The 23,791-nt window shown below is 69.8% G+C and carries 20 protein-coding genes and 1 pseudogene; 16 read left to right on the top strand and 5 right to left on the bottom strand.

Annotation, left to right across the window (positions count from 1 at the left end; translation table 11 throughout):
* Window positions 1–35: 35 nt before the first annotated feature.
* Both ACSMXX_RS06080 and ACSMXX_RS06075 read left to right on the top strand, forming a co-directional pair.
* Complete coding sequence (locus tag ACSMXX_RS06080; RefSeq protein ID WP_473183014.1) at window positions 36–983, top strand: ATP-binding cassette domain-containing protein; 948 nt, start codon at window positions 36–38, stop codon at window positions 981–983.
* Window positions 980–1,924, top strand: a complete 945-nt coding sequence (locus tag ACSMXX_RS06075) for a hypothetical protein (protein WP_473183013.1) — start codon at window positions 980–982, stop codon at window positions 1,922–1,924. Before ACSMXX_RS06080 ends, ACSMXX_RS06075 begins: the two co-directional genes overlap by 4 nt.
* 240 nt (window positions 1,925–2,164) lie before the next feature.
* Here the strand turns inward: ACSMXX_RS06075 and ACSMXX_RS06070 are convergent, their stop codons facing one another.
* From ACSMXX_RS06070 to ACSMXX_RS06060, 3 genes are read right to left on the bottom strand one after another with little or no spacing between them, the layout of a single operon-like run.
* Complete coding sequence (locus ACSMXX_RS06070) at window positions 2,165–2,449, bottom strand: hypothetical protein (protein WP_473183012.1); 285 nt, start codon at window positions 2,447–2,449, stop codon at window positions 2,165–2,167.
* Between the two features lie 47 nt (window positions 2,450–2,496).
* Window positions 2,497–3,864, bottom strand: coding sequence for a hypothetical protein (locus ACSMXX_RS06065; protein ID WP_473183011.1), 1,368 nt, complete (start codon window positions 3,862–3,864; stop codon window positions 2,497–2,499).
* A 5-nt stretch (window positions 3,865–3,869) separates the two neighbouring features.
* Window positions 3,870–4,202, bottom strand: coding sequence for a hypothetical protein (locus ACSMXX_RS06060; protein ID WP_473183010.1), 333 nt, complete (start codon window positions 4,200–4,202; stop codon window positions 3,870–3,872).
* 706 nt (window positions 4,203–4,908) lie between these two features.
* Here ACSMXX_RS06060 and ACSMXX_RS06055 point away from each other — a divergent pair.
* From ACSMXX_RS06055 to ACSMXX_RS06000, 12 genes and pseudogenes are all read left to right on the top strand, one after another.
* On the top strand, window positions 4,909–5,940 hold the full coding sequence (locus ACSMXX_RS06055; RefSeq protein ID WP_473183009.1) for a 2,5-dihydroxypyridine 5,6-dioxygenase NicX family protein: 1,032 nt from the start codon (window positions 4,909–4,911) through the stop codon (window positions 5,938–5,940).
* A 56-nt stretch (window positions 5,941–5,996) separates the two neighbouring features.
* Window positions 5,997–7,265, top strand: a complete 1,269-nt coding sequence (locus tag ACSMXX_RS06050; RefSeq protein WP_473183008.1) for an FAD-dependent monooxygenase — start codon at window positions 5,997–5,999, stop codon at window positions 7,263–7,265.
* Between the two features lie 132 nt (window positions 7,266–7,397).
* Window positions 7,398–8,816, top strand: coding sequence for an MFS transporter (locus tag ACSMXX_RS06045; protein WP_473183007.1), 1,419 nt, complete (start codon window positions 7,398–7,400; stop codon window positions 8,814–8,816).
* Window positions 8,817–9,002: 186 nt separating this feature from the next.
* Window positions 9,003–9,872, top strand: coding sequence for an FAD binding domain-containing protein (locus tag ACSMXX_RS06040; protein ID WP_473183006.1), 870 nt, complete (start codon window positions 9,003–9,005; stop codon window positions 9,870–9,872).
* The gene (locus ACSMXX_RS06035) at window positions 9,869–12,373 is read left to right on the top strand and encodes a xanthine dehydrogenase family protein molybdopterin-binding subunit (RefSeq protein WP_473183005.1); all 2,505 of its coding nucleotides are present in this window, start codon (window positions 9,869–9,871) and stop codon (window positions 12,371–12,373) included. The genes ACSMXX_RS06040 and ACSMXX_RS06035 overlap by 4 nt, the downstream gene beginning before the upstream one ends.
* A pseudogene (locus ACSMXX_RS06030) lies at window positions 12,370–12,876 on the top strand ((2Fe-2S)-binding protein); the annotation flags it as partial. The gene ACSMXX_RS06035 and the pseudogene ACSMXX_RS06030, both read left to right, overlap by 4 nt.
* Window positions 12,877–13,004: 128 nt before the next feature.
* The gene (locus ACSMXX_RS06025) at window positions 13,005–13,802 is read left to right on the top strand and encodes an SRPBCC family protein (RefSeq protein WP_473183004.1); all 798 of its coding nucleotides are present in this window, start codon (window positions 13,005–13,007) and stop codon (window positions 13,800–13,802) included.
* Window positions 13,803–13,945: 143 nt separating this feature from the next.
* Window positions 13,946–14,560: an isochorismatase family protein gene (locus ACSMXX_RS06020; protein WP_473184656.1), complete on the top strand. Its 615-nt coding sequence runs from the start codon at window positions 13,946–13,948 to the stop codon at window positions 14,558–14,560.
* Window positions 14,561–14,653: 93 nt separating this feature from the next.
* On the top strand, window positions 14,654–15,508 hold the full coding sequence (locus tag ACSMXX_RS06015) for an alpha/beta fold hydrolase (protein WP_473183003.1): 855 nt from the start codon (window positions 14,654–14,656) through the stop codon (window positions 15,506–15,508).
* Window positions 15,509–15,726: 218 nt separating this feature from the next.
* The gene (locus tag ACSMXX_RS06010; RefSeq protein ID WP_473183002.1) at window positions 15,727–16,209 is read left to right on the top strand and encodes a MarR family winged helix-turn-helix transcriptional regulator; all 483 of its coding nucleotides are present in this window, start codon (window positions 15,727–15,729) and stop codon (window positions 16,207–16,209) included.
* 246 nt (window positions 16,210–16,455) lie between these two features.
* Complete coding sequence (locus tag ACSMXX_RS06005) at window positions 16,456–17,187, top strand: maleate cis-trans isomerase family protein (protein WP_473183001.1); 732 nt, start codon at window positions 16,456–16,458, stop codon at window positions 17,185–17,187.
* Window positions 17,188–17,348: 161 nt separating this feature from the next.
* Entirely contained in the window at window positions 17,349–18,503 is a 1,155-nt protein-coding gene (locus ACSMXX_RS06000) for a S8 family peptidase (RefSeq protein WP_473183000.1), read from the top strand.
* Window positions 18,504–18,591: 88 nt separating this feature from the next.
* Here the strand turns inward: ACSMXX_RS06000 and ACSMXX_RS05995 are convergent, their stop codons facing one another.
* Window positions 18,592–19,776 carry an L-talarate/galactarate dehydratase gene (locus ACSMXX_RS05995; protein WP_473182999.1) on the bottom strand — a complete coding sequence of 395 codons (1,185 nt, stop codon included), beginning with the start codon at window positions 19,774–19,776 and terminating at the stop codon, window positions 18,592–18,594.
* A 356-nt stretch (window positions 19,777–20,132) separates the two neighbouring features.
* Between ACSMXX_RS05995 and ACSMXX_RS05990 the strand changes: the two genes are divergently transcribed.
* Entirely contained in the window at window positions 20,133–21,470 is a 1,338-nt protein-coding gene (locus tag ACSMXX_RS05990; RefSeq protein ID WP_473182998.1) for a gluconate:H+ symporter, read from the top strand.
* A gap of 312 nt (window positions 21,471–21,782) precedes the next feature.
* Here the strand turns inward: ACSMXX_RS05990 and ACSMXX_RS05985 are convergent, their stop codons facing one another.
* Window positions 21,783–22,466, bottom strand: coding sequence for a GntR family transcriptional regulator (locus tag ACSMXX_RS05985; protein WP_473182997.1), 684 nt, complete (start codon window positions 22,464–22,466; stop codon window positions 21,783–21,785).
* Between the two features lie 102 nt (window positions 22,467–22,568).
* Between ACSMXX_RS05985 and ACSMXX_RS05980 the strand changes: the two genes are divergently transcribed.
* Window positions 22,569–23,735 carry a mandelate racemase/muconate lactonizing enzyme family protein gene (locus tag ACSMXX_RS05980; protein WP_473182996.1) on the top strand — a complete coding sequence of 389 codons (1,167 nt, stop codon included), beginning with the start codon at window positions 22,569–22,571 and terminating at the stop codon, window positions 23,733–23,735.
* The last annotated feature ends 56 nt before the right edge of the window (window positions 23,736–23,791 follow it).

Genomic DNA, 23,791 nt, shown 5'->3' with positions numbered 1-23,791 from the left:
GCATGAGACCCGATGAACATCCCGCAGGAGACCCCATGAACAACGACGCGTCCGCCCTGGAGGCGACCGGCCTGGGCATGACGTACACGCGCCGCAAGAAGGCCGTGCTCGCCGACTGTTCCTTCCGGCTCCCACAGGGACACATATGCGCCCTGGTGGGCCCGAACGGCGCCGGCAAGACCACCCTGCTCAGACTCGCGGCCGGGCTGCTCCGGCCCACCGCCGGGACTCTCACCGTGCTCGGACGGACCCCTGCCGAGGCGCGCGAACGCATCGCGTACGTCGCACAGTCCAAGCCGCTGCACCCGCATCTGTCCGTCGCCGCCACCCTCCGGTACGGCGCGGAGCTCAACCGCCGGTCCGGCCGCTGGGACCAGCAGGCCGCCGAACGGATCGCGTACGGCGACGAATCCCTCGATCCCGCCGCGAAGATCCGGACGCTCTCGGGAGGGCAGCGCACCCGCGTGGCGCTCGCCCTCGCCTTCGGCAAGCGGGCCGAACTGCTGCTGATCGACGAGCCGATGGCGGATCTCGACCCGCTGGCCCGGCAGCAGCTCACGGGAGCGTTGATGTCGTCCGCCGTCGAGGACGGAACCACCATCGTGATGTCCTCCCACGTGATCCCCGAGCTGGAGGGCACCTGCGACTTCCTCTTCCTGGTCGCCGGCGGCCGGCTCCGGCTCGGTGGCGGGTTCGAGGAGGTCATGGCGGCACACACCCTGCTCACCGGCACCGCCGCCCCCGGCGCCGAGAGCGGAACCGTGATCGAGCAGCGGCCCGCGGGCCGTGGCTGCACGGCTCTCGTCCGTCCGGACGGTGAACAGCTCGGCGACTGGATCGCCGAGCGGCCCACCACGGAGGAGGTCCTGCTGGCCCACATCCGCAACACCCAGGCCCCGCCGTTCCTCACCGAGGCCGCACGCCCCGTCCCCCGTCCCGTTCAGCGCCCGCAGAGCGCCCCGTCGCAGGAGAACGCCGCATGAGCAGCACCCCCACCCGAACGCGCCCTGCGGCCCCTGCCCGTACAGGCTCCGCCCGCCCCGGTCGCTGGACCGTCTTCCGGCTGCACCGCACGGCCATGTGGATCTGGATCGCCTTCGTGGTGATCACCGCGGCGGCCCTGCTCTGGTTGCGATTCGGCCCGGACGCGGCGTCCGCCGTGCAGTTCAAGGCCGAGTGCGGCAGCAGTCTCGGGCTCGCCGAGGGCCGCTGCAGTCCGCTCTCCGAGGGCGCGGAGGCGCTCTTCGACTTCGACTTCTACGTCGGCGAGCTGGCGTGGCTCCTGCGCAACCTCGCCCCCGTTGTGGCGGGCTGGGCCGGTGCCGTACTGATCGGACGCGAACTGGAGAACGGCACCGCGGAGTTGGCCTGGACGCAGTCCATCAGCCCTGCCCGCTGGCTCGCGGAGAAGCTCGCGGCGCCCGCGGCGCTGCTGGCTGGCGGAACGGGCCTGCTCGTCCTCCAGTTCCGCGGTCTCCTCGACTGGGCGGGGGCCCACCGGCTGCTCACCGCGGGCTACGAGACCAACGACTTCTACTTCGCGTTCGGGCCCTCGCTCGTCGCACACGTTCTGCTCGGCCTGGCCGCCGGCGTCCTCGCCGCCCTTCTCACCCGGAGGATGCTGCCCGCCCTCGCCGTCGGAGCCTTCGCCACCTGGGCCGTCGCCTGGCTCGTGGGCCCGTGGCGCACCGAGATCTGGCCGACGGTCACGCGTGCCGCCAAGGGCGAGGGTCCCTTCGGCTTCACGGCGTGGCCCTGCGACTACGACCAGGCCGACCACAAGTACTCGGTCGACGCCTGCCTGGGCGCCCAGCCGGCCTCCAACTACTGGCCGGCCCAGCTCGCGGAGACGGGCTTCGTCCTCCTCCTCGCCGTCCTCGTCACGGCAGGCGCGTTCTGGTGCCTTCGGAGGCGTACGGGGTGATTCCGGGGCTGGTGGTGGCGCCCAGCGCTCACGGGATTCTGGTCCCCTCACTGTCAAGGACCCGTGACGGGCTGGCGGCTCCGGGGGCTATGCCGGCATTCACGCCGGCCCCCTGTGGGCGATCCGGCTCGCACTGTCGCTCTGAAGACAGCCGGCACCGCTCGGGTGCGTTGGCCGGCAGCGCTGGTGACTCCAAGGCCGTGCAGCGTTTCAATCGCGAAGTGGCAGCTCGTGAGAGCGTCACCAGGGGTCGTAGGTGAAGACCAGATACGCGTAGCGAATGCCTGCGAGGACAAGCATGACGGCCGGTGGTGCGAACCAGCGTCGCCGCAGCCAGCCCAGCCTCACAGGCAGGATGGTCAGCAGCAGCGTCGGCACGGCGAACCCGGTCGCGAACAGCGCGCCAAGGCCGGCGCCCTCCAGTGCCTCCTGGTCGTGTTCGTCCTGCGGCATCATCCAGAACGCGATGAAGAGCCAGAACGCGGCGACGAGATTGCATCCGCCGAGCACAAGCATGCTGAGCACGGATCCAAGGGTGCGTGCCCGCCCCGCTCGCTGTTCCTGCTGCACGGTCACCTCAGGGCCCGCCCGGCCTGTTCACGGTTCTGCTCGAATCTGTCGGCGTAGCCCTGGGCGTCGCCGCCCTCCCAGTGGGGGCCGCCGTTGTACCGGGCGGCCAGCTCGCGGTACTGGGCTTGCGTCATCTCCTCGGGCGGCACGTCGGCGAAGGAGCTCTGGGCCTTGAGGTCCGCCATGTACTTCGCGGAGATCAGCATGTTCTGGCTGGGGTCCTTCAACGAGGTGGTCAGTTCGTCGCGTTGGTCCTCGGTGAGGTTCTCCGGGTCGTACCCAAGAACCTCCGCGGCGCGGCGGACCTGCACGGCCATCGGGCCGTAGGAGGTGTTGTCCTTGTCTCCGGCGAGCGGGCCGGGAAGGTGGTCCGGGGTGAGCGGGCTCCACCCGGACTCGGCGGCGCTACGGGCCCAGTTGGTCATGCCGTCGGCAACGTAGGGCTTGCCGCCGACCTCGATCCAGGCGATGCCCGCCATCATGTCCGGCGGAAGACCGTACGCCCGCGCGGCCTCGTTGATGGCACCCTTGTTCGCCGCGATCCACTCCTCCTTGCTGCCGAAGGCGTCGGTCAGCCACATGCTGTCGACGTCAGGCATGCTCTTTCGGTTGTTCCGAAGGTCCTGCAGCAGCGGCGAGACCTTCTCGTCGCCGACCATCGGCAAGCTCCCCTTGCCCTCGGTACTGCCGGGCAGCTGCGTCAGCGGGTTGTCGGCGGCCTCCACCTTCTCGAACGACAGCGCCTTGACCTTGAAGAGGAGTGCCGCCGCGTCCTTGTTCGCGGTGCGGAAGTCGGGGATCAGCGCTTTGGCCCGCTTGAGCGCGGCCACGCACTCTGCGCGCGGACCCTGCTCCGCGCGCAGGGCGGCGCTGAACGCCTCGTCGGCCTGGCGGTAGTAACGGTTGGCATCGTCTTTGATGGCGTCGGCGTCCACGCCCAGTTCGGCGAACCAGTCGAGCACGCCCGTCGTGGACCGCACGTCCTCCCATCGCCGCATCGGCTCGGCATCCTGTGCCGTACGCGTTATCGGCATGGCCTCGCGGGAGATCACCTCAGAGAGCCGGTCCTGCGCGTCTCCGCCCTGCCGGAGACTCTTCCGGGCCTCCTCCACGGCGTCGGCGTACTTCAGCAGCGCCTTCCAAGCCGCTTCATAACCTTCCATCAGCCCTTGGACCAGGCCCCTTACGTCCTTCAGCCGCTCCTCGTAGGAGGCTCGGGCGTCGCTGGTCCACTCCACGGCCTGCGCCTTCTTGACCGATGGTTCAAGGGAATCAAGCAGGTCGCGCATGCGCTTGTATTCAGCGGCGTTGCGCTCGATCAGCTTCGGGTCGCAGTCCTCCAGGAACTCGACGTCCGCGTAGTAGGTCACCGCGATCAGTTCCCCTCTGGCGCGACGTACACCGACGAGTCGACGAAGTCCTTCAGCGCGGCTGCGGTGCTGCTTTCCACGGCGGTGTAGTTGTTGCCTGTGGCCTTGAGCAGGGTGGAAAGCGCGGTCAGCAGCGCGGCGAGGTCCTGGCCCTGGTCGGCGGCGAAGCGGGCGAAGTCCAGCACCGCGCCCGACACGTCCCTGTGCGAGCGCGGCACGCGCGCCATGGTGCCGACGTCGCCGTCGAGACTGCCCTGTTCGAGCAGTCCAGCGATCTCCAGCAGCAGGTGCGCGCTGCCGTCGATCGATTCAGGCACCGCGCTGAAGCCCTCACCCATCCCCGATTCCCCCGTTCCCCCGGTTCACGTCGATGGCAAGGCTAGCCAATGCCACTGGCTGGGCGGCAGCTTGCCTCCGGGAGGTGAGGCGGTTTTCGGCCGCCGAACACGCGAACCGGAGCAGGAGCTCCCCGGGTTCTCCGGAAACCATCAACTGGCTTGGTCTGATGCCCCGTTGAAGGCGACGACCGATCAGTAGATCTACAGCGGCGCCGACCAACGATCCCTCGCTGACGATGTGCTGCACCACACAGGCTTTGCGGCACGTCGCTACCTACCTACCTACCTGGCGCGCGTCCTCCATTGGCGCCCCCGCGACGCGGGCGTCGCCCCGTGCCCGGCGGTTGAGTCCGCTGACCAGGTCGGCCGCACTCGCGGTCGGCCTGTCGTGTGTGCTCGGACGTGGGGCGCATCAGTGGTCAGGAGCGGTCGATGACCGGTCACCGCCGATCAAGCTCTGGCGAAAAATCGGCGTTAACTCCTGGCTCAACCCTTGCCAAGCGGAGTTAGTACGTGTTCGGATTAGTTCTGCCCAGGCGTACAGCGCCTGCAGATTTCCGCTGGTCAGAGCCTATGCGGTGGGCCGATTTCGGCCTGCGCCGACGACGTCCCGACGGCCCCGACGGTCCGGTTTCCGCGGTGGAGCGCCGTCACGGACAGGCCACAGGCCCCCATAGCTGAAGCGAAGACTCCTGGAGGAACATCCATGTTCGATCTCTCGTCCGTCGATCTGCTCGACGCGTTCACCCGAGAACTGGAGCTGTGCAAGCTCGAGAAGGACGAGCACGTCGTCGTCCTCGCCGAGCCCGGCAGCCGCGGCGACTACGTGGCCGCCGCGTTCGGAGCCGCGAAGTCCCTGGGAGCCCACGTCATCTCCGCGACCGTGCCCGGCGGCAGCGCCGCCCCGATGGACAGCACCCACACTGGAGCGGGGCCCGGCCTGACCTCCGTGCTCAACGACACCGCCGCCCAGGACCTGCTGAAATCGGCCGACCTTGTCGTCGACCTCACCCAGGAGGGCTTCATCCACGCCCCCGTCCAGCAGGAGATCCTGCGGGCCGGCACCCGCATCATCTTCGTCTGCGACGCGCCCGACGTCCTCATCCGCAACCTGCCGCAGGCGAGCGACAAGGAGCGCGTCCTGGAGGCGTCCGGCCTCCTCAAGCGCTCGGAGATCATGCGCGTCACCTCCGGCGCCGGTACGGACCTGACGGTGCAGCTCAAGGGCTCGCACCCGGAGTTCCAGGTCGGCTTCGCCGACGACCCGGGCCGCTGGGACCACTGGCCGAGCACGATGGTGCTGTGCTGGCCGGAATTCTCCGACGGGCAGCTGGTGCTGGCGGAGGGCGACATCCTGCTGCCGTTCAAGGAGTACGTCCGTGACCCGGTCACTCTGCACATCGCCGACGGCCACATCGAGAAGATCTCCGGCGGCGCCGAGGCGAAGCTCCTGGACAGCTTCTTCGAGGACTGCGACGACCGGTGGGGCCGCAGCCTCTCCCACATGGGATGGGGCCTGATGAAGACCGCCGACTGGTTCGCCACCGCCCTGCACGGCAAGGGCGACCTGATGGGCATGGACGCCCGCGCCTTCGCCGGGAACTTCCTCTGGTCGACCGGCCCGCACCCGGTGCTCGGCCGTGAGTCCTACGCCCACGTGGACATCGCGATGCGCGGCTGCACCGTCTCCGTCGACGGCACGGACGTCGTGGTCGACGGGAAGCTCACCGAGCGCTGACCAACGGCCCCACCGGGCCGCGCCGTCCCTCGTACACGCCTCGCCTTGGAGGAGCTTTGGCGCCCAGCCAGTCTTTCGAAGTCACCGTCGTCGGCGGTGGATTGGGCGGTCTGACCGCCGCGCTCGCCCTGCGCCACAGGGGCATCCGGGTCACCGTCCTGGAGCAGGCACCCGAGCTGGGAGAGGTGGGCGCCGGAATCCAGACGGCGCCCAACGCCAGCCGCGTCCTGCTCGGACTCGGACTGCGCCGGCAGCTGGAGGCCATCCACACCGAGCCGCAGGACCAGGTGCGGCGCCGGTGGAAGGACGGCAGCGTCGTCGGCCTGACCAGGCTGGGCCAGTTCTGCAAGGACCGGTACAACGCCCCGTACTGGCACTACCACCGCGCCGATCTGCACCGCGTGATCATGGACGCCTGTACGGATCCAGGCGGTCCGGGCCCCGTGGTGACCCTGCACACCGACAAGAAGGTCACCGGCCTGGACCGCGGTGACCCCCGGCGCCCCGCGGCCCTCACCGGCGACGGCTGCCGCTACGAGAGCGACGCCCTCATCGGGGCGGACGGAATCCGCTCGCGGGTGCGTGACGCGATGGGCGCCGAGGACACCCTGCTCTTCTCCGGCGAGATGGCCTTCCGGGCACTCATCCCGGGCGACCTGATCGCCGCCGACCCGGCGACGAGATGGCTGGTCGACCGCTACCAGAGCACCATCTGGTACGGCCCCGACCGGCACCTCGTCCACTACATGATCCGCAGCGGCGAATTCCTGAACGTCGTCGCCTGCGTACCCTGCACCGACGAGGTCGCCGAGAAGTGGGTGGTGTCCTCCAGCGCGCAGGAGCTTGCCGAGGCCTTCCCCGGCTGGGACGACCGGGTCCCCACGATGCTCTCCAAGGCAAAGGAGGACGTGTCCTGCTTCGCCCTCTACCACCGGCGTCCCGACCCCGTGTGGATGGACGATCATGTCGCCCTGCTGGGCGACGCGTGCCATGCCATGCTTCCCTACCAGGCACAAGGCGCCTCGCAGGCCATGGAGGACGCCGCCGTACTCGCGGAGGAACTGGGAGCCGTCACCGCCGACGGCATCCGGGGAGCGCTGCGCCGCTACGTGGACCGGCGGGCCAAGCACGCCGGGATGGTGCAGCAGGCCTCACTCCGGAACAAGACCTTCTACCACTTCCCCGACGGGCCCGAGCAGCGCGAACGCGACGCCAAGCTCAAGCACTTCGACGGGGAGTCCGACGTCTCCTACGACTGGCTGTGGAGCGGCACGCCGCTCAACGACCCCGACCTGGGGTCCTTCTCGTACCAATTCTCCCGGTGAGCTGCGCGGGCGCGTCGATGCGGCGCCCCCGCTGTCCCCGCTGTCCCCCCTGACAACAGGCGAGCGAACCGGCGTCGGCGTCGTCCACCGCGACGACCCGCACGAGCCCATCACCGAACCGTGGAGCGAACCGTGAAGACAGGCGATCAGATAGTCCAGGAACTCCCATGGAAATGGGGTGTCCAGGGCAGGATTTTCATCATCGGTGGCCTCGGCTACCTGTTCGACGCGTGGGACATCGCGCTCAACGGCTTCCTCATGCCGCTGCTGTCCAAGGACTTCGGCCTCACCGTCGGCGAGAGCGGTCTCGTCGCGACGGCCAACCTCGTCGGCATGGCGGTCGGAGCCGTCGTGTGGGGCGCCATCGCCGACCGCATCGGCCGGAAGCGGGCCTTCAGCGCGACGCTGCTGATCTTCGCGCTCTTCTCGGTGCTCGGTGCGCTCTCGCCCGACTACTCGGTCTTCCTGGTGCTGCGCTTCCTCGCGGGCGTCGGCCTCGGCGGGTGCATCCCCGTCGACTACGCCCTCGTCAGTGAGTTCTCACCGCGCAAGCACCGCGGCCGCATCCTGACCGCGCTCGACCTGTGGTGGCCCGTCGGCGTCACGCTGTGCGGCCTGGCCTCGACCATGATGGTGCCGCTGCCGGGCAACTGGCGCTGGATGCTCGCGACGATGGTCCTGCCCGCGCTGCTGCTGTTCTGGGTACGCCGCGGAGTGCCCGAGTCCCCGATCTACCTCACCCGGGTCGGCCGGGAGGCCGAGGCGCGGCAGGTCATCGACACGCTCGTCGCACGCACCGGTGCGATGCCCGAGCAGTACGAGATCCCGGTGCCCGCCGCGGGCGAGGGCTCCGACCGGCCGAAGGGCCTGCGCGCCGGCTACGAGCAATTCCTCAAGCTGTGGAAGTTCAACCCGCGCATCACCTCGGTGTGCTGGCTGCTGTTCGTCACGATCATGCTGGTCTACTACGCGGCCCTGACCTGGATGCCTTCGATCCTCAAGGACGAGGGATACAACGACACCGCGTCCTTCATGGGCCCGACCCTGATGAGCGGCGTCGGCATCCTGGGCGTCCTGGCCTCCACCTGGCTCGTCGAGATCACCGGGCGCAAGTGGCTCATCGGGGTCTGCGCCCCCCTCTCGACCGCGGCCCTGGTGGGCTTCGCACTGGTGCTGAAGGTGGAGACCGCGGCCATGGTCGCGATCGCCGTCTTCGGCTTCCTCATCCAGCTGACCATTCCGGTGCTCTACGCGTACGCCGCCGAGCTGTACCCGACGACGCTGCGCGCCAGCGGCTTCGGGTGGGCCTCGTCGGTCAGCCGGATCAGCACCGGGTTCGCCCCGATGCTGTTCGGGTCGCTGATGTGGCCGCTGCTCGGGCTGCCGATGACCTTCACCGTGCTGGGAGTGGTCGTGGTCCTCGCGGTGGTCTGGATGGCCTTCGGCGCCCCCGAGACCAAGGGCAAGGACCTGGACGACATCGACGAGGAACCGGTCCGTGAACCGGTGACTGTTCCGCCGCCGGCTGAGAAGACGCCCGTACAGGGCTAGTGCCGGGAGGGGCACTAGCAGGTGAGCCGTCCTGCGGGCGCGGGTGCGTGGCCCCTCGCCCCGCCCCGCAGGACACCTCGTCCCGCCCCGCAGGACACCGCCTGATCAACGGCCGTACGGCCACCTCGGCCGCCCGGCCACCGGCCCTTCCACCGACCCACGCCGCCCCCCCGGGAGGAGAGCGCGATGAAGCCCGCCGCTTTCACGTATCACCGTGCGCGCGACGTCGAGGGCGCAGCACGCCTGCTCGCCGAGCTCGGAGACGAGGCGAAGATCATCGCGGGAGGCCAGAGCCTCGTGGCGATGATGAACTTCCGGCTGGCACGGCCGCAGCACCTGGTCGACATAGGCGGCCTCGACGGCCTGGACGGTGTCCGCACCGGCCCGGACGGCGGGCTCCACATCGGCGCCCTGGCCACACACCACGCCGTGGAGACCGCACCGCCCGAGGCGCTGGGTGCGGACTTCGCCGTCGTACGGGAGGCCATGCGCTGGATCGGGCATCTGCCGATCCGCACCCGGGGAACCGTCGGCGGGAGCCTGGCGCACGCCGACTCCACGGCCGAGTGGTGCCTGCTCGCCGTGCTTCTCGACGCGGAACTGGTGGTCCGGGGCCCGTCGGGGGAGCGGCGCATCGCGGCGGGGGACTTCTTTCACGGCTACTACACGACCGCGCTGGAGCCCGAGGAGATCATCGTCGAGGTGGTCTTCCCGCGGCCCGCGCGCAACGCCGCGCTCACCGAATTCGCCGAGAGGCGTGGCGACTTCGCCGTCGTCGCCGCTGCCGTCGACCTCCGGCTCGCACCCGGCGGGGCGCGTGTCGACGGTGGGCGCGTGGCGCTGGGCGGGGTTGCCCCGCAGCCCGTACGGGTGCCGGAGGCCGAGGCGGTGCTTGCCCGCGGTGGGACCGCGGGGCCGGAACTCTTCGCCGAGTGCGCCGAGTCGGCGGCCGCCGCGGCCAACCCCCCGAGCGACGCGAACGGCAGCGCCCAGTACCGCAGGAGGCTCATCCGCACGCTGGTGGTGCGCGCATGCGAGGAGGCGACGGCCCGATGACGAACGAACAGTCTCAGAGCGGCCACGGCAGCAACAACCACGCCCGTACTCAAGGGAGTTGGATCGGCGCATCCGTGGGGCGCCGCGAGGACCCGCGCCTGCTCAGCGGCCGCGGGCGCTTCACCGACGACCTGGAGGTTCCGGGCACGCTCCACGCCCAGTTCGTGCGCTCGACCGTCGCCCACGCCACGGTCACCTCTCTCGACCTGTCCGCCGTACGCCAAGTACCGGGCGTGGTCGCGGCGTTCGACGCCGAGGATCTCGGCCTGGCCGACATCACCGCGCGGCTCGGCCGTCCCCTCACCGAGTTCGTGCCCACCGGCATGCCCGTACTCGCGCGGGACCGGGTCCGGTACGCCGGTGAGCCGCTGGCGGTGGTCGTCGCGCGTGATCCGTACGCCGCCGAGGACGGCGTCGAGGCGGCGAAGGTGACGTACGAGGCGCGTACGCCCGTCGTCTCCGAGGAAGCCGCACTGGCACCGGGCGCGCCGCTCGTGCACGACGAGGCGAGCGCCAACACCCTGCTGGACGTCTCCATGTTCGCCACCGAAGGCATCGACGAGGTCTTCGACGAGGCGCCGTGCGTCGTACACGTCGACACCAGGACGGGACGGCAGAACGCCCTTCCCCTGGAGACGCGGGGAGTCCTCGCCGGCTGGGACGACCGCGAGGAGCAGCTGCTGATGCGCACCTCCACCCAGGTGCCGCACCAGGTGCGTACGACTGCGGCCCGCTGCCTGGGACTCGACGAACGCGCCGTGCGGGTCGTCGTCCCCGACATGGGCGGCGGCTTCGGGCTCAAGTGCGTCGTCGGCCGCGAGGAGATCGCGGTGGGTGCGGCGGCGCTGCGACTGGGCCGCCACGTGAAGTGGATCGAGGACCGCAAGGACGCCCTGACCGCCTCCTTCCTCGCCCGCGAGCAGCACTACGACGTGCGTGCGGCCTTCGACGGGGACGGCCGCATCCTCGGCCTCGACGCCGCGATCGTCTGCGACATGGGCGCCTACTCCTGCTATCCCTTCACCGCCGGCATCGAACCGCTGATGGCGTCGGCCGAGATGCCCGGCGTGTACAAGGTGCCCGCCTACCGCGTACGGGCCCGCGCCGTCACCACCAACAAGGCGCCCACGGCGCCCTACCGGGGCGTGAGCAGGCCGCAGTACGTGATGGTCATGGAGCGGATCTTCGAGCGTGCCGCACGCGAACTGGGCCTGGGCGCCACGGAGATACGCCGCCGCAACCTCATCACGCAGTTCCCCTACACCGGCGTCAACAACGTGACGTACGACCCCGGTTCGTATCTGGAGTCGCTGAATCTGTGCGAGAGCGTGCTGACCGAGGAGGGCTGGTACGCGGCGAAGGAGAAGGCCGCCGCCGAGGGCCGCCGCATCGGCATCGGCTACTCCTGCTTCAGCGAGCGCACCGGCTACGGCTCGGGAGCCTTCGCGCAGCGCAAGATGGAGGTCGTCCCCGGCTTCGACATCTCAGAGGTACGGATGGACACCAGCGGCGCGCTCGTCGTCACGACCGGCACCATGAGCCACGGCCAGAGCCACGAGACGACGATGGCGCAGATCGCCGCGGACGAACTCGGCCTGGACATCGCGCAGGTGCGCATCCACCAGGGCGACACCGACCGGATCACCTACGGCTGGGGCACCTTCGCGTCCCGCTCCATCGCCATCGGCGGCAGCGCCGTGCGGCTCGCTGCGGCGAAGCTCGGCGACAAGCTGAAGACGATCGCCGCCTCGGTGCTCGAAGTCCCCGCCGAGGAGCTGGAGTTGGGCGAGGGGCTGGTCGCGCATCCCGCGGGCGGCGGCTCGGTCGGCTACAAGGAGATCGCCGACATCGCCTACCTGAAGTCGCATCTGCTGCCCAAGGGCGCGGAGCCGGGCCTGACGGCCACCGCCACCTTCGACGTCACCGGCGACGGCACCTTCTCCAACGCCACCCACGGCGTCGTCGTCGAACTCCACGAGGGGACGGGCCAGGTGGAGATCCTGCGCTACGTCTGCGTCGAGGACTGCGGCGTGGCCATCAACCCCAAGGTGGTGGAGGGCCAGACCAGGGGCGGCATCGCCCAGGGCATCGCCGGTGCCCTGTTCGAGCAGGTCACCTACGACGAGCAGGGCGCACCGTCCGCGGTCAGCTTCATGGAGTACAAGGTGCCCACCGCGATGGAGATCCCCGAGGTGAGCATCCACCACCTGGAGACGCCCTGCGCGTTCACCGAGACCGGCGCGAAGGGCGTGGGGGAGGGCGGCACCATCGGCGCGCCCGCCGCCGTGATCAACGCGGTCAACGACGGACTGCTGCACACCGGCGTCGAGTTGAACGACACCCCTATAACGCCGGAGACGGTGGCGGACGCGCTCGCCAGGGCCGTGCCCACGGGCGTGCGCGCGGCCCCGCCCGCAGCCGTGCCCGCGACGGCACCCGCGGCGGCGCAGAGTGCGCCCCGCACGGCGGAATCACCGGAGCACATGGAGCACACGTCATGACGGAGACTGCACACCGCGCGGCCGATCCGCAGCACCGGCAGCTGATCGGCCTGCACGTCAACGGCGAGACGCACGAGGTCCTTACCGAGGCCCGCCGCACCCTCGTGGACGTCCTCCGGCACGACCTGCGCCTGACCGGCACCCATGTCGGCTGCGAGCACGGAATCTGCGGCGCCTGCACGGTGCTGCTCGACGGCGCGCCCGTACGGGCATGCCTGATGTTCGCCGCGCAGGCCGAGGGCCGCGAGATCCGCACCGTCGAATCGCTGGCGGACGGGCGCGAACTCAGCGATCTCCAGCGGGCGTTCGGCGAACACCACGGTCTGCAGTGCGGCTTCTGCACCCCCGGGTTCCTGATGCTCGCGGAAGGCTTCCTGGCCGAGCGGCCGCAGGCGTCGAAGGAGGAGATACGCGAGGTCGTCGCCTCCAACCTGTGCCGCTGCACCGGCTACCAGACCATCGTCGAGGCGATCGACGACTGCGCCACGCGCCGCCGCGCCGCACTGCAGCAGCGCCTGGACGAGGCACGCGGGGACGAGACCCGTCTGGACGATGCGTGCGAGGCACGTCCGGACGAGGCACGACCGGACGAGGCACACACGGGCGGCACCGAAGAGCAGGAGGAGGTTCCATGCGGATCGACAGCGCGGTCCCGGTAAAGGCGTCGCCCGATGAGGTGTTCGCCCTCGTCAACGACGTGGAGCGGGTAGCCGGCTGCATGCCGGGCGCCACGCTGGAGGGGAAGGACGGCGACGCCTGGTCGGGGAGGGTGAAGGTCAAGGTCGGGCCGATCACCGCCGCCTACGCCGGCACCGTACGTTTCCTGGAGGTCGACGAGGAGAAGCGGCGGCTGCGCGTACAGGCGCGGGGCGCCGACACGCACGGCAGCGGCGACGCCGAGGCGGAGGTCGGCCTCGAGGTGGCGGAGGCCCCGGAGGGCGCCGAACTGCGGCTGACCACCGACCTCGTGATCCGCGGGAAGATCGCTCAGTTCGGCAAGGGCGCGGTCGCGGCCGTCTCGGACCGGATTCTCCAGCAGTTCGCGCGCAACCTCGGCAACCTGTTGGAGCAGGAACGGCGCGGCGCCGCACCGGCCCCGCAGCCGGCCACAGCCGTCGCCTCCGCCGGGGACGGCCCCGGCGCGGCGCATGTGCCGCATGCCCCGCAAGCCTCACCGCCGCCTCAAGTGCCCGCCGCCGCAGGGGAGTCCGCAAGTTCGCTCGCCACTCCCGGCCCCGGCCCCGTCGCCGCCGACGCCGAACTGAACGGCCTGTCGGTACTCGTCCCGCCGTCCGTGGCCAAGTACGCCCCGGTCGTCGGCGCGTTCGCCTTCGGCCTCTTCGAGGGCTGGCTGCTCAGCCGCGCCCTGGGCGCCGGGAAGCACAACGGGACGCACCACTGCTGCACGGCGGCGAGGAGGCACCGGTGAGCGAGGAGCCGTACGCGCGGAAGGGCCAGGACCGCGATGGCCAAGCCGACGGTCAGAGCCGCGAGGGCCAAGACCGCGAGGGCCCAGGCCGCTACGGCGAGGAGACCGACCGCACCTACGAGCGCGCGGGTTTCGGCGCGCCGGTGCGCCGAGGCAGCAGGCCCGCCCTCGTCGTCGTCGACCTCACCCGCGGGTTCACCGAGGACTCCTTCCCCTCCGGCGCCGACATGACCGAGGTGGTCGAGGCCACCGCGACCCTCGTGGACGCGGCGCGCCCCGTCCGCGTTCCGGTGATCTGGACCGCGATCGCCTACAGCCCGGCCGAGGCGCAGGGCAACTCGGTGACCTGGCTGGAGAAGGCGCCCGGCATGCGCGCCCTCGTCGAGGGCACCCAGGCCGTCGCGCTCGATCCGCGGCTGCCGCACCGGCCGGAGGACCAACTCGTCGTTAAGAAGGGCGCGTCGGCGTTCTTCGGCACGTCGCTCGCCGCCACGCTGACCGCACTCGGATGCGACACGGTGCTGGTCTGCGGCGCCACGACCAGCGGCTGCGTACGGGCCACGGCGGTGGACGCCGTGCAGTCCGGCTTCCCCGTCCTGGTTCCGCACGAGTGCGCTGGCGACCGCGCCCAAGGGCCGCACGACGCCGCGCTGTTCGACATCCAGGCCAAGTACGGGGACGTCGTACCGCTCTCCGACGCCCTCGCGTATCTGGGCAAGCTGCCCGCTCCCGCGCTGCCCGGCCATCCGGCCGACTGACCGCCGCCACCGGCCCGTTGCCGTCGGTACGCCGACGCCGACGCCGACGCCCGCTCCCGCACCACCCGCACTGACGAATCCGAGGAACCCCACATGCCGGACCGGTTCATCACCCAGCCCGCCCTCGCCGACCTCGCCGGCGTCCCCGCCCGCAGCCGCTGGATCCGCTCCGGCTCGCTGCGGCTGCACGCCCTCGACTACGGCGACGAAACCGGCGGTGAGCGCGTGCCGATGCTGCTGCTGCCGGGCATCACCAGCCCCGCCGTCACGATGGACTTCGTCGCACGGCGCCTGACCGACCTCGTACGCCCGATCGTCCCGGACATCCGCGGCCGGGGTTTCTCGGACGACGGCGAGGGCTACGCGCTGGAGGCGTACGCCGAGGACACCGAGGCCTGGGTCACCGGCCTCGGCCTGCAACGTCCCGTGATCGCGGGCCACTCGATGGGCGCCCGGATCGCGGCCGTCACGGCTGTACGGGCGAAGGTGGCCGTCCGCGGCACGGTGCTCGTCGACCCGCCCATGAGCGGCCCCGGCAGGGACCCGTACCCGACGACGCTGCCCGCCTTCCTCGGCCAACTTGAGCAGGCCGTGCGCGGCACCGACGCCGACGAGGTGGCCAAGGCCTGGCCCCGCTGGCCCCGCCGCGAGCAGGAGCTGCGCGCCCGCTGGCTCTCCAGCTGCGGCGAGGAGGCGCTGCGGGCGACCCATCACGGCTTCGAGACCGAGGACTTCTTCGACTGGTGGCCTTCGGTCCCCACACCCACGGCGCTGCTCTACGGAGAGGACAGCCCGGTCGTCACACCCGCCGGCGTCGAGGAGGCGACGGAGAAGCACCCGCAGGCCGGGCTGACCGGAATTCCCGATTCCGGGCACATGGTCTTCTGGGACAACCCCGGCGCCGCCCTCGACGCCCTCCGCGAGGCACTCGCCGCCGTCCTCGCGTGAACGGGCGGCGGGACGCGGCAGCCGGTGCGGCAGCCGGTACGGGAACCGGCGCGGAAGGCGTTGCCGTAGCCAGTGCGGAAGGCGTTGCCGTATCCGGTGCGGAATCCGGTGCGGAATCCGGTGCCCGAGCCGGGGTCGCAGCCGTTGCGGAAACCGGTGCCGGAGCCGGTTCGGGAGGCGCGGGACGGCCCGTCGCGCCGCCGTGCTTTAGTGGGCTCATGGCTGACAAGACCACACCGGCCTCGGGCACGGCTGCCCCTCCCGCTGCGCTGCTCGCAGCTCCCGGATACCAGGTTCGCCGCCTCTACCAGGCCTACCTCGCGGCATGGCTGCGCAGCGTCGATCCGACGCTGACAGGCCCGCAGTTCGCGGTTCTCACCGCGGTCGACGCCGCGCCGGGACACGACCAGAGCGCGATGGCCTCGGCGGTGGCGCTGGACACGTCGACGATGGCGGACGTGGCCCGGCGCCTGGAGAAGCGCGGGCTGATAGTGCGTCGTACGGCTGCCGACGACGGGCGCCGCAAGCTCCTCTACCTCACCGAGGAGGGCGAGCGGACGCTGCGCGAGGCGGACGACCGCGCCCGGGCCCTCGACGAGCGGCTGCTGGAGGGCTACCAATCCAGCGCGGAGCGCAGCGAGTTGATGCGTGAGCTGACGCAGCTGGCGGACCACTGGGAGCGGCTCTCCGCGGATGCCTGACCCGGAGAGATGACCCCCGGTGGCCCGCACGCGAGGCCCCGCCCCCGGAAAGCGAACGATCCGGGGCCTTGCGCGACCAATTAGTACGTGTTCGGATTAACTCTGTGTGCGGCTGCTGCGCGCCACCGTACGCCGGAAAGACTGGAGGCCCCCATGGCAGAGCACGCAGAGCACTCGGACCACGGACGAAACACAGACCACGCACGGAGCACGGACCACGCACGGAGCACGGACCACCACATCGGCATGATCGTTCCGAGCTCCAATCTGACGATGGAGACCGAACTGCCGCGCATGCTGCGGGAGCGGGAGGCCGCCGACCCGCGCGACCGCTTCGTCTTCCACAGCAGCCGGATGCGGATGCAGAAGGTGACGCCGGAGCAACTGCGGGAGATGAACGCCCAGACGGAGCGGGCCTCCCTCGAACTCGCCGACGCCCGGCCCGATGTCGTCGCCACCGCCTGCCTCGTGGCGATCATGGCGCAGGGCCCGGGCCACCACTGCACCGCGGAGGACGAGATCACCTCCGTACTCAAGGGGCAGGGCGCGGAGGTGCCGGTCGTCTCCAGTGCGGGCGCGCTGCTCAGCGGGATCGAGGCGCTGGGCGCGAAGCGCGTCGCGGTCATCACGCCGTACATGAAGCCGCTCACCGAGACGGTCGTGAACTACATCGAGGACGCGGGCAGCGAGGTCGTCGACTCGCTGAGCCTGGAGGTCCCCGACAACCTGGCCGTCGCCCGCCTCGACCCCGCCGGCCTGCGCGAGCACTGGCGGCGCCTCGACCTCAGCGGTGCCGACGCGATCGTGCTGTCGGCGTGTGTGCAGATGCCGTCGCTCTCGGCCGTGCAGTACGTCGAGGACGCCTCCGGCCTGCCCGTGCTGACGGCCGCGACGGCCACGGCGTACCGCATCCTGGCCGAACTCGGCCTGAAGCCTTTCGTCCCGGACGCAGGAGCGCTGCTCGACGGCCGGCGCTGAACCCCGGGACCCCATTCATCCGCGGGACAGGTGTGCACAGAGTCTTGCCTAGTTGAACGGGTGTTCGTACCTTCTTGTTACCCCCCAGTTAATTAGTCACCGCGGCGTGCCACCGTGCGCGCCGTGGCGGAACCGTGCGTGTCGACAGGAAGAAGGCTCACATGCAGTTGCGCTTCTCTGTGCTCGCGGCAGTCCCACTCGTCATGTGCGCCCCACCCGCTACGGCGGGCGCGGCCACGCCGGACGACCCCCTCGTGGCGGTCGCGCAGGCTACTGGAACGGCAGTCCCCGGTCAGTACATCGTCACCCTCAAGTCCGGCGCGGAGGCCGGCGGCCTGACTCGCGCGGCGGGCGTACGGCCGAAGCAGACCTACGACGCCGTCATCGACGGCTTCGCGGCCAAGCTGACCACCGGGCAGCTCAACGCCCTGCGCGCCAACCCCGACGTAGCGCGTATCGAGGAGGACCAGCAGGTCCGCGCCTCCACCACCCAGAACAACGCCACCTGGGGCCTGGACCGCATCGACCAGCGCAACCTGCCGCTGTCCAGCAGCTACAGCTACAACACCGCCGCCTCCGATGTGACGGCGTACATCATCGACACCGGCATCGAGGCTGGCCACCCCGAGTTCGGCAACCGGGCCGCGAGCGCCTACGACGCCACGCTCGGTGGCCTCGGCATGGACTGCAACGGCCACGGCACGCACGTCGCCGGCACCATAGGCGGCTCCACATACGGAGTGGCCAAGGGCGTCAAGCTCCGCGGTGTAAAGGTCCTCAACTGCGCCGGTCTGGGAACCAACGCGGACGTGATCGAGGGTATGGACTGGGTCCGCACCCACGCGGCCAAGCCCGCCGTCGCCAACATGTCCCTCGGCGGCGGCTACTCCGCAGCAGTGAACGATGCGGCGACGAAGCTGAGCAACTCCGGCGTCTTCCTGGCTGTTGCGGCCGGCAACGACGGCGAAGACGCCTGCAACACATCGCCGGCCGGCGCCGCCGGGGTGACGACGGTCGCTGCTTCCGACAAGAACGACAACGCTGCCTCCTTCACCAACAACGGCTCCTGCGTGGAGACCTTCGCACCGGGTGTGGGCATCACCTCCGCGTGGCTCCTCGGCGGCACCAACACCATCAGCGGCACCTCCATGGCCTCCCCGCACGTCGCGGGCGTCGGCGCGCTCTACAAGGGTGCGAACGGCGACGCCGCCTCGTCCACCGTCAACAACTGGATCACCGGCAACGCGACCAGCGGTGTGATCAAGAACAATCCCGCCGGCACCCCCAACCGGCTGCTGTTCAAGAACACCTTCTGACCGCCGGCCCACTCCACGGCGGGCCCGGAACTTCAGTCCGGGCCCGCCACGGCAAGTCCCAGGGGTGCCCGCCGAAATCGCCCTCCCGTCAGGGCCCGTTGACGATCTCGCACTCCTGCTGCGTCCACGCGCGCGCCTGTTCGGTGAGGGTGATGCCGAGGCCGGGGCGCCGGGGCAGGTGCATGCGGCCGTCGCCGATCTCGACGCGTTCCTCGAACAACGGCTCCAGCCAGTCGAAGTGCTCGACCCACGGCTCGTACGGGTAGGCCGCGGCGAGATGGAGGTGGATCTCCATCGCGAAGTGCGGTGCGAGCTGAAGGTGCTGGTGCTCTGCGAGGGCGGCGAGCTTGAGGAACTGGGTGATGCCGCCGATGCGCGGCGCGTCGGGCTGGATGACGTCAGCCGCTCCGGCCCGTATCAACTCCCAGTGCTCCGCTACGGATGCGAGCATCTCGCCGGTGGCGACGGGGGTGTCCAGGGAGGCGGCGAGCGCGGCATGGCCCTGGGCGTCGTAGGCGTCGAGGGGCTCTTCGAGCCAGACCAGCCCGAACTCCTCCATGGCACGGCCCATGCGCTGCGCGGTCGGCCTGTCCCACTGCTGGTTGGCGTCGGCCATCAGCGGCACGTCGTCGCCCAACTGCTCGCGTACGGCGGTGAGTCGGCGCAGGTCTTCGGCCCGGTCCGGATGGCCCACCTTGATCTTGACTCCGCCGATTCCGCCGGCGACGGACGCCGAGGCGTTCTCCACGAGGTCTTCGACGGGGGTGTGCAGAAAGCCGCCGGAGGTGTTGTAGCAGCGTACGGAGTCGCGGTGGGCGCCCAGCAGTTTGGCCAGCGGCAGACCGGCACGCTTGGCCTTCATGTCCCACAGCGCGATGTCGAAGGCGGCGAGGGCCTGCGTGGCGAGACCGCTGCGGCCCACTGATGCGCCCGACCAGACGAGCTTCGTCCAGAGCCGTCCGATGTCGCTCGGGTCCTCGCCGATCAGATCGGGTGCGACCTCCTTGGCGTGGGCGAACTGGCCCGGGCCTCCCGCGCGCTTGGAGTAGCTGAAACCGATCCCCTCGTGGCCGTCGTCCGTCGCGATCTCGGCGAAGAGCAGGGCCACTTCGGTCATCGGCCGCTGCCTGCCGGTGAGCACCTTGGCGTCGCTGACGGGTGTGCCGAGGGGGAGGCGGACGGAGGAGAGCCTGACCCGGCGAATCGTGCCGGCGGCCGCGCCGCCGCCGTCTTCGGGGTGCGCTGCGTGGAGGGCGCTGTGTGTCGTGTTCACGGCTGTGTCCCGGAAGTCGAGGTGTCTCGGACGTCGAGCTGTCCCGGGGCCGGGGGAGTCCGATTCCGCTCCGGCGGCTGCACACCCATTGACCCCGCCTGGCCACAACCTTAGCCTCCATTCTCATACATGGACACCATCTCTGTATGAAGACAAGCATCGATCCCGGTGCCGGTACCGGGGCCCGTGAACTAGCCCTGCAGACCGTGGAGTTCGTTCACATCGCTGAACCGCCGGAGCCGGTCGTCCGGCTCGCGCCCGTACGGGACCGCCGACGCCGACGGCGCGGCCCCTTGCGCGAGCCCGCAAGCACAGACGCCACGCCATGCCATGCCACGCCTGAGGAGAACTGCCGTATGCCCCTGGTCGCCGTCGGGATCAGCGTTCTGGTCCTGCTCTTCCTGATGACCAAACTGAAACTCAACGGCTTCGTCGCCCTGCTCCTGGTGGCCGTCGGGGTCGGGCTGGTGCAGGGGATACCCGCAGCAGAAATACCGGAGGTACTCGCGGGAGGCATCGGGGACCAGATCGGCGACACCATGCTCACCATCGGCCTCGGCGCCATGGTCGGCCGCGTCATGGGGGACTCCGGCGCCGCCCAGCGCGTCGCCGGCAAGCTCCTCGACGCCTTCGGCCAACAGCGCGTGCAGGTGGCAATGGTGGTGACGGCCATGCTCATCGGCGTCACCATGTTCTACGAGGTCGCCTTCGTCATCATCGTGCCCGTCGCGTTCACGATCGTCAGGGTCACCGGCAAGAACCTGCTGTGGGTCGGGCTTCCGATGTCGATCACCCTGTCCACCATGCACAGCTTCCTGCCGCCGCACCCCGGCCCGACCGCGGTGGCCGCGTCCTTCCACGCCTCGATCGGACTGACGCTGTTCTACGGGCTCTTCATCGCCGTGCCCCTGGGCGCGCTCATCGCGCTCGTCTGGCCGCGGCTTCCGTTCGTGAAGGCGATGAACCCCAGCATTCCCAAGGGCCTTGTCAGCGAACGCGTCTTCACCGACGAGGAGATGCCGGGCATGGCCTGGTCGCTGTGCGTCGCGCTCTTCCCCGTCGTGCTGATCGCGGGAGCCGCCGTGACCGACATGGCTGCTTCCGGCTCGAACGGATTCCTGCACTTCATCGCCTTCATCGGCTCGGCACCGATCGCGCTGCTGCTCACGCTGCTCCTGGCGGCCTGGGCGTTCGGCCCGCGGATCGGCCGCAGCCTGTCCGAAGTCAGCGCGTCGTGTACGTCGGCCGCCCAGGCGATGGCGATGATCCTGCTGGTCATCGGCGCCGGCGGCGCATTCAAGCAGGTCCTCGTCGACGGCGGCATCTCCGACTACATCAAGGACGTCACCCAGGGGTGGCCGGTGTCGCCGATCATCCTCGCGTGGCTGATCGCGGTCATCCTGCGGGTCGCACTGGGGTCGGCGACGGTCGCCGTCGTCACCGCCTCGGGTGTGGTGCTGCCGCTCCTGGCGGGCAGCGGAGTCCACCCCGAGATCATGGTGCTCGCCGTCTCCTGCGGATCGATCGCCTTCTCACACGTCAACGACCCGGGCTTCTGGATGTTCAAGGAGTACTTCAACCTGTCGGTCATCGACGCGATCAAGGCACGCACCACGTACACGACGGTGCTGGGAATCCTCGGCCTGGGCGGCGTCCTGGTGCTCGAACGGTGCCTCGACGCGCTCAGTCTGTGAGAGCGGCTAACGCAATGAGAGGTGGATCAGCCTTGACTGCCGTGCCTGTGTGGTGAGTTGAACGTTTTTGGGTGCTGTGGGGACTTCGCCGTGGATCGTGTCGGATGAGCTGTGGGCCGGATCGAGCTGCTGCTACGCATGGTCGCGCCGGCTGATCACTGTGGACCGCCACTTGGCGCTCACGCATCGCCCTTCCGTGCGAGCGCCCTGCCTGAGGCTCAAGCGGAGCCTGCGGGTGTCTCACCACCGGCGCTGAATGCCACCGAGGTTGAGTTCGCGTGGCACTTGCTGCGGCTGCTTCCCCATGGCGGCTCAGCTTGCCTGGGTACCTTCGCGGTCTTCGAGCGCGGTGATGGCGGTGGCGGTCAGGCTGTGGATGATGTGGTCCCGCATGAGCTGAGCTGCCTCAGCAGCCCGGCCGGCCTTGATGAGTTCAACGAGGTCGTGATGCTCCTGGAGGTCCCGCGTCCGGGGTTCGTCGCCGGGCGGCAGTTCGAGTCCGAGGCGGCGGTAGCGGTCGGACTTGTCCCACAGGTCGTCCAGGAGGCGGATGAGAACGTCGTTGTGGGATGCACGGTACAGCGCCTGATGAAAGGTGCGATGGGCGGTGAGCGCATCCTCGCCCCACTGGCGCGTGACGGGGAGCAGCTTGTCGACCGCAGCTTGCATGGCGGTGATGTCCTCGGGAGTGCGCCGTGCCGCGGCGAGTTCAGCCGCCGTGGGATCCAGCGAGAGTCGTACCTCGAACAGTTGCCGCGCCTCCTCAGAGTTCATGGACGACACCCGGACATCGCGGTGGGTCTCGACGTCGACCAGACCCTCGCTGCTGAGCCGCCTGATGGCCTCGCGTAGGGGCGTGATGCTCATGTTGAGAGAGCCGGCCAGTTCGTACTGGGCCAACCGTGAACCGGCCGGGATGGCGCCGGAGAGGATCTGGCGACGGAGCTCCGTGTAGGCAAGATCGCTCTTGCTGAGAAAGAGGTTCGTGCCTTCCATCGCCCCTGCGAATCCTTCCGGACGTCCTGACCCTTGACAGCGCCTGTTCGGCCATCTCACTCTAACATCCTCGCAACTTATAAGATATGAGAAAGGCTTCGAGTGAAGATCACTGCTGTGTACGAAGGCACCGTCCCGATCAGCTCCTCCATCCGCAATGCTTGGATCGACTTCAGCGCGATGGACTGCTCGATCGTGGCGATCGTCAGCGACGTCATCCGCGACGGAAAGCCCGTCGTGGGGTACGGCTTCAACTCCAACGGCCGCTACAGCGCGGGCGAGATCCTGCGCCGGCGCATCCTGCCGCGGCTGATGGACGCCGAGCCCGGCAGCCTGCTGGACGAGCAGGGCGAGCTGGACCCCGCCAAGGCGTGGGAGATCATGCTCCGCAATGAAAAGCCCGGCGGACACGGGGAACGTTCGGTCGCGGTCGGTGTGGTGGACATGGCACTGTTCGACCTCGCTTCCAAGATCGCGGACAAGCCGCTGTACCGGTGGCTGTCGGACCGCTACGGCGACGGCGAGCCCGACGACTCGGTCTTCGTCTACGCCGCTGGCGGCTACTACGCCCCGGGCAAGTCCCTGGGTGATCTGGCAGACGAGATGCGCGGCTTCCTCGACCTGGGCTACGACGTGGTCAAGATGAAGATCGGCGGCGCCGACCTGGCGGAGGACCTGCGCCGCATCGAGGCCGTCATCGACGTCCTGGATGGGGACGGCTCCAGGCTCGCAGTCGATGTCAACGGCCGCTTCGACCTCGCCACCGCGCTGGAGTACGGACGGGCGATCGAGCCCTACGGCCTCTTCTGGTACGAGGAGATCGGCGACCCACTGGACTACCGCCTCAACGCCGTGGTCGCCGAGAACTACTCCGGCCGGATCGCCACCGGCGAGAACCTCTTCTCCCTGCAGGACGCCCGCAACCTCATTCGCTACGGGGGTCTGCGTCCTGACCGGGACATCATCCAGGTCGATCCCGCGCTGAGCTACGGCCTGGTGGAGTACTTGCGCATCCAGGACATGCTGCGTCAGCACGGCTGGTCCGCACGCCGCTGCATCCCGCACGGCGGACACCAGTTCTCTCTGCACATCGCCGCCGCTCTCAAGCTCGGCGGCAATGAGTCCTATCCGGGCGAGTTCCAGCCCACCGGCGGCTTCGCCGACGACGCCGTCGTCGAGAAGAGCCAGGTCGGCCTCACCGACACCCCGGGGGTTGGCTTCGAAGGCAAGGCCGCCTTCTACAGGGTGCTGCGCGAGCTGCACACCTGACCGAACCGAGCCCAAGCCGCCCGAACGACGCAGAAGTTCAGACCACCAGCGCACAG

It is taken from the genome of Streptomyces sp. DSM 116795 (assembly GCF_055792905.1).
Note: the sequence above shows the minus strand (reverse complement) of the source record. Positions and strands in the feature narration are given on the sequence as shown.